The organism is Mannheimia kashgarensis (assembly GCF_041807705.1).
Taxonomy (GTDB): Bacteria; Pseudomonadota; Gammaproteobacteria; order Enterobacterales; family Pasteurellaceae; genus Mannheimia.
This window is the reverse complement of the sequence record NZ_JBGTYY010000055.1, coordinates 1-4345: the sequence shown is the minus strand read 5'-3', so window position 1 is coordinate 4345 and position 4345 is coordinate 1. Positions and strand designations below refer to the sequence as shown.

Genomic DNA, 4345 nt, shown 5'->3' with positions numbered 1-4345 from the left:
TGTTAATGGCTGGTTACGCTAACATAACATTAAGCCAAGACGACATTGATATCCGTATCAATTTGTAAGGTGTAAGATTCGCCCTCCACCGTAGTGGTGTATTGATGGAACTCGTTAGAGCCTGCGTTTACTTTCGCCTCAAGTTTGGTGAACTCACTACTGTCTTTCAGCCTCACAGTATCAGTACCATCACCGTTAATTCGCAAGGTTGGGTTCTTGCTGATTTTAGCGATAACATCATTATCAACCGTGATGTCTGTACTTGCTCTTGCATTGGTTAGGTTGATTTGGATAATTTTGTTTTCGTAATTATCCAATAACGCACGCCATTTTTCAGAGGTGTAGTCATCTTTGGTTGAATAATGCAAGCTTGAAACACCATAGTATAAAGTAGTTTCGGCTTTAGTGACATTTTCATTTAACGCAGCAATATGAGAACCGCTAATACCGGCATCTTGGTAGATAATTTTGCGAACTTCATATAATTGCTCTAGTTTATCTCCTCCTCGATAGTTCTCCATAACATCTGTAATACCCGTTTCTCCGATATAAGAGTATTTGGTAAATACTTCATTGCCATCTACCTGCTTGTTGCCGTTTTTATCTCTAAAGCTAGTTACTCGTCTGTTCAGCTCATCATAAGTATAGAAGTTATGAGTTTTAGAACTAACACTTTCATCAATTCGCTCAGCGTAATTGCTATTTATGCTTTGGTTGTAGATGAGCGTCTGCTTCAAGTCGCCTACATCAAAGATTTCGTTAGCGTTTTTATCTTCCCATAGAGTAAATACTCGACCAAACTCATCACGGGTATAGCTGTTGATAAAGCTCTTATTAGTTTCAGATGAATAGTTGGTAAACTTGGTTATATAGCCGTACTCATCATATTCATACTCTCGTTTCCAAATTAACGTACCATCTGCTTGGTAGTTGCGAATGACTTTATCACGACCAAACTCGTCTCTTTCACGCACCATTCGGCTATTCACATCGATAGCATCGCCTAAGATATCTTCTTTGGTTTCGATTAATCTACCGTAATTATCGTAAGTATAATTTTCAATTCGCTCAGCTCCATCTTTCCCTTCAGAGAAGTCAGCGTCAAACTCACGCGTTGCCGTACGGTTGTAGGTGTCATAAGTGTACTTATCATCACATTCTTGATTAATTAATACCCAATAAGAATAAAATTCAATCAATTTTTGAACCTATATAGTTAATTATAACACTTAATTTTATTGACAGTTTTGACTTTATAAAAAAGTAACCTTACTATATTGCGATGCCTAAATTAAGGAGAAAATATGTTTAATCTATTTAAACGCCCAATAGAAACTGAGACGATTGATGCCTGGGCAAAAATTGCCGATGATATTGCAAAAGTTGCAATTCTTGCTATTCCTGTTATGCTTTATGGGAACGAAACGGCTGTTATAAAGATCATTAACTCATTCTTATTATTAATAGGAGCTTATTTTTCATTGCTCATCAGCCGCCATTTGAGACGAAATAAACATAAACAAGGAGAAACATAATGACTGGTTTAACATTTGGATTAGCTGTTTTTGCCTTTGTGATGTTTGGCATTGCAATCGTTGTACAAAAATACGTTAAGTAAAAAACTAATCTGATCGAAAACGCTTATGAGATTTCATAGGCGTTTTTTATTGCCTTATATTTGGTTAACATATAGCTTATGGCGATTAAAAATATATAATTGAACAATAAAATCTATTAATTGGTTGCAATAAGTACACTTATGACATCTACAACCGTGTGGCAACACGTGAGTTTGACACAGACTTTGCGAAGGATGGTTTTGAGCGTGTGGAAAGCTATCAGTATGATTCGTATGGAAACCTTATTGATACTAAGACTGACGTATTAGGTGATAATATCTCTGTCAATGCAATAAGAACGAGTGAAAGAGATCTGTATGGACGCGATAAATTCATTCGCAATTACCAAGCAGATGGTACGTTAACGAACAAGGTAGAGCATGTATATAATGAATACTCTCAACTAGCCAAACAGGTTAACTATAGCTCTGAAGCCCAAGTTGCAAATAACCTGATTTATACCAGAGACGAATTTGGTAGAGTAGCAACAGCTTGGGAAGATAGAAATGGTAATAATGTCTGGGATATAGGTGATGTCAAACTTGAGCATACTTATGCGGATAGTATTACCCATAACCTAGCTAGCCGAGTGTTGACCCAAGTAACATCAAATGGAGAAACTAAAGTTACTAATATTTACACTTATGATGAACTAAATAGAAATATAGCATCATTTGCTGATAGAAATAATAATGGTAGATTTGATAGTGATGAAATAATGGAAAAACTTTCCTACATTGGCGAAACTAGCAGTCGTGATACTGCTAAAAACTACCGTGGAGATACTTTAATAAGTATCTATAAGTTTATGTATCAAGATGCGGAGGCTGGTGGTAACTACATCGGATATTTGGATACTAATGCCAAAAATGAAACTACAATTCGATATGGTTTTAATGCTAATCGTTCAACCAAGGATGACTACACCTCTGATAATTGGAGTACCTTCTTAGACAATGCTAAAGGCAAAGTTGTAGAAATTATTCTTACTAATAATCTTGCTAAGACAGATATAACCCTAGATAAAGATGTGGTTGCGAAACTTGCTAAAAACCAAATGTTACGGATTAGTGGCGATGCCACCGATACGGTGAGACTCAAAGACGATACGGAATTCACCAAGTTGGATACAACCGTGAAAGCTGGTAAGAATGAGTACTACCAATACAGTACAGAGGGCGATGGACAAACCTATACGTTGCAAATCGATACTGACATCAATGTTGTCTTAGCCTAATCGGTTCACCCTGCAAGCGGTGCATTTTGCTGAGAAATTTGCAAAATGCCCGCTTCGGTTGAAAATTGATAATAAAAAAACCTGTTGCCGACCGGCAACAGGTTTTGTTTTTTTAAGCAGCGGTGGGTTGTAAATTTCTCGGCAAAACCGACCGCTTGTATACTATGGAATTACAGTAGGTTCACATTAACATCGGTATCAATCAGCAAGGTATAGGTGTCTCCGCCAACTTCTGTGGTGTACTGCACATAGTCGTTAGCCCCCTCCTTCACCGTTGCTTCCTGTTTANGTATCAATCAGCAAGGTATAGGTGTCTCCGCCAACTTCTGTGGTGTACTGCACATAGTCGTTAGCCCCCTCCTTCACCGTTGCTTCCTGTTTACTGAACTCTGAACCGTCTTTCAGGTTAATGGTGTCGGTTTTATCACCGTTAATCACTAACCGTCCAGCAGTCATTTTCGCTAACGTGTCGTTATCGAATGTAATCTCTGTGCTTTGGGTTTCATTCGATAAATTCAACGTTTTCAACTTACCGCCGAATTTGTCAAACAGAGCTTGGAATCGCTCCTCAGTGTAGTCTTCGGTTGATGACTTCTGTGCACCCCATCCATCATAGACTAGCGTTTCAAACTCCCCTTTATTATTTGAGATAAAGCGAGAGATAGCATCGCCCTCTACTTCTCTATTTACACGAACAGTATAACGTAAGATATCTTCGTCTTCAGCACCTGTCATATAATGATAAGTAGTTGCTAAATTTAGTGTTGAGCTTTCTTCGTAAATGCGTTTAAGATAGTTCTCTCCAACTGAAATTTCACCATTTCCGTCTTTGTCTTCAAGTTCCAGAACCTGTCTGTTATAGTCATCATAGGTAAAGATAACATTTGTTGTAACATCGCCTTTTACATTATGATAGGTAGATTTACGAGCAACAATGAGACCAACGGCATCATCACTGCGGGTAAACTCTTTGATGTTATCACCATTATCCCATACACCTATTTTGCTTCTATCGTCCTGTTCACGAATAGCTCGTCCGTGAGCATTGTAGGTTAAAGAGCGAGTCCAATCTACTTCTCCAGTCTTAGTGAGATATACTGTTTTAGAATGTTGACCGTATAGGTTTCGTTCATATTCAACTTGATTTATCACAGCTTTTGAACTATCCATATTGACTTTTTTGGTAATATTTCCAAAGAGGTCACGTTCATAAGAAATATAATTATCTATGCCAGCGGTTGATGGGTCATCCATTGCGATGCCTGTTTGTCTTCCATAAGAGTCGTAACTATAAGTTTCAACCTTCTCAAAACCCTCTTTTTCCGTATTTGTGTCAAAGCTTCTCGTTGCCACACGGTTGTAGGTGTCATAAGTGTACTTATTGTTAGCAATTAGCGTAAAAGTCATTCGATTAGATGTTTTTTTGTTCTATTTGAGTGTAAATATAATACTTTCAAAAATATAAGCTAAAAGTAAAAGCTCGTTTAAA

3 protein-coding genes are annotated in these 4345 nt (G+C 37.5%); 2 read left to right on the top strand and 1 reads right to left on the bottom strand.

All coding sequences use genetic code 11. The annotated features are described in order from the left end of the window. Positions 1–29: 29 nt before the first annotated feature. Positions 30–1199 carry a hypothetical protein gene (locus ACERCF_RS12335; RefSeq protein ID WP_373625764.1) on the bottom strand — a complete coding sequence of 390 codons (1170 nt, stop codon included), beginning with the start codon at positions 1197–1199 and terminating at the stop codon, positions 30–32. Between the two features lie 105 nt (positions 1200–1304). On the opposite strand from ACERCF_RS12335, the gene ACERCF_RS12330 reads away from it, so the two are divergent. Both ACERCF_RS12330 and ACERCF_RS12325 read left to right on the top strand, forming a co-directional pair. After that, positions 1305–1535, top strand: a complete 231-nt coding sequence (locus tag ACERCF_RS12330) for a hypothetical protein (RefSeq protein WP_176809304.1) — start codon at positions 1305–1307, stop codon at positions 1533–1535. A 241-nt stretch (positions 1536–1776) separates the two neighbouring features. Beyond that, the gene (locus ACERCF_RS12325) at positions 1777–2856 is read left to right on the top strand and encodes a hypothetical protein (protein ID WP_373625763.1); all 1080 of its coding nucleotides are present in this window, start codon (positions 1777–1779) and stop codon (positions 2854–2856) included. Positions 2857–4345 lie beyond the last annotated feature (1489 nt).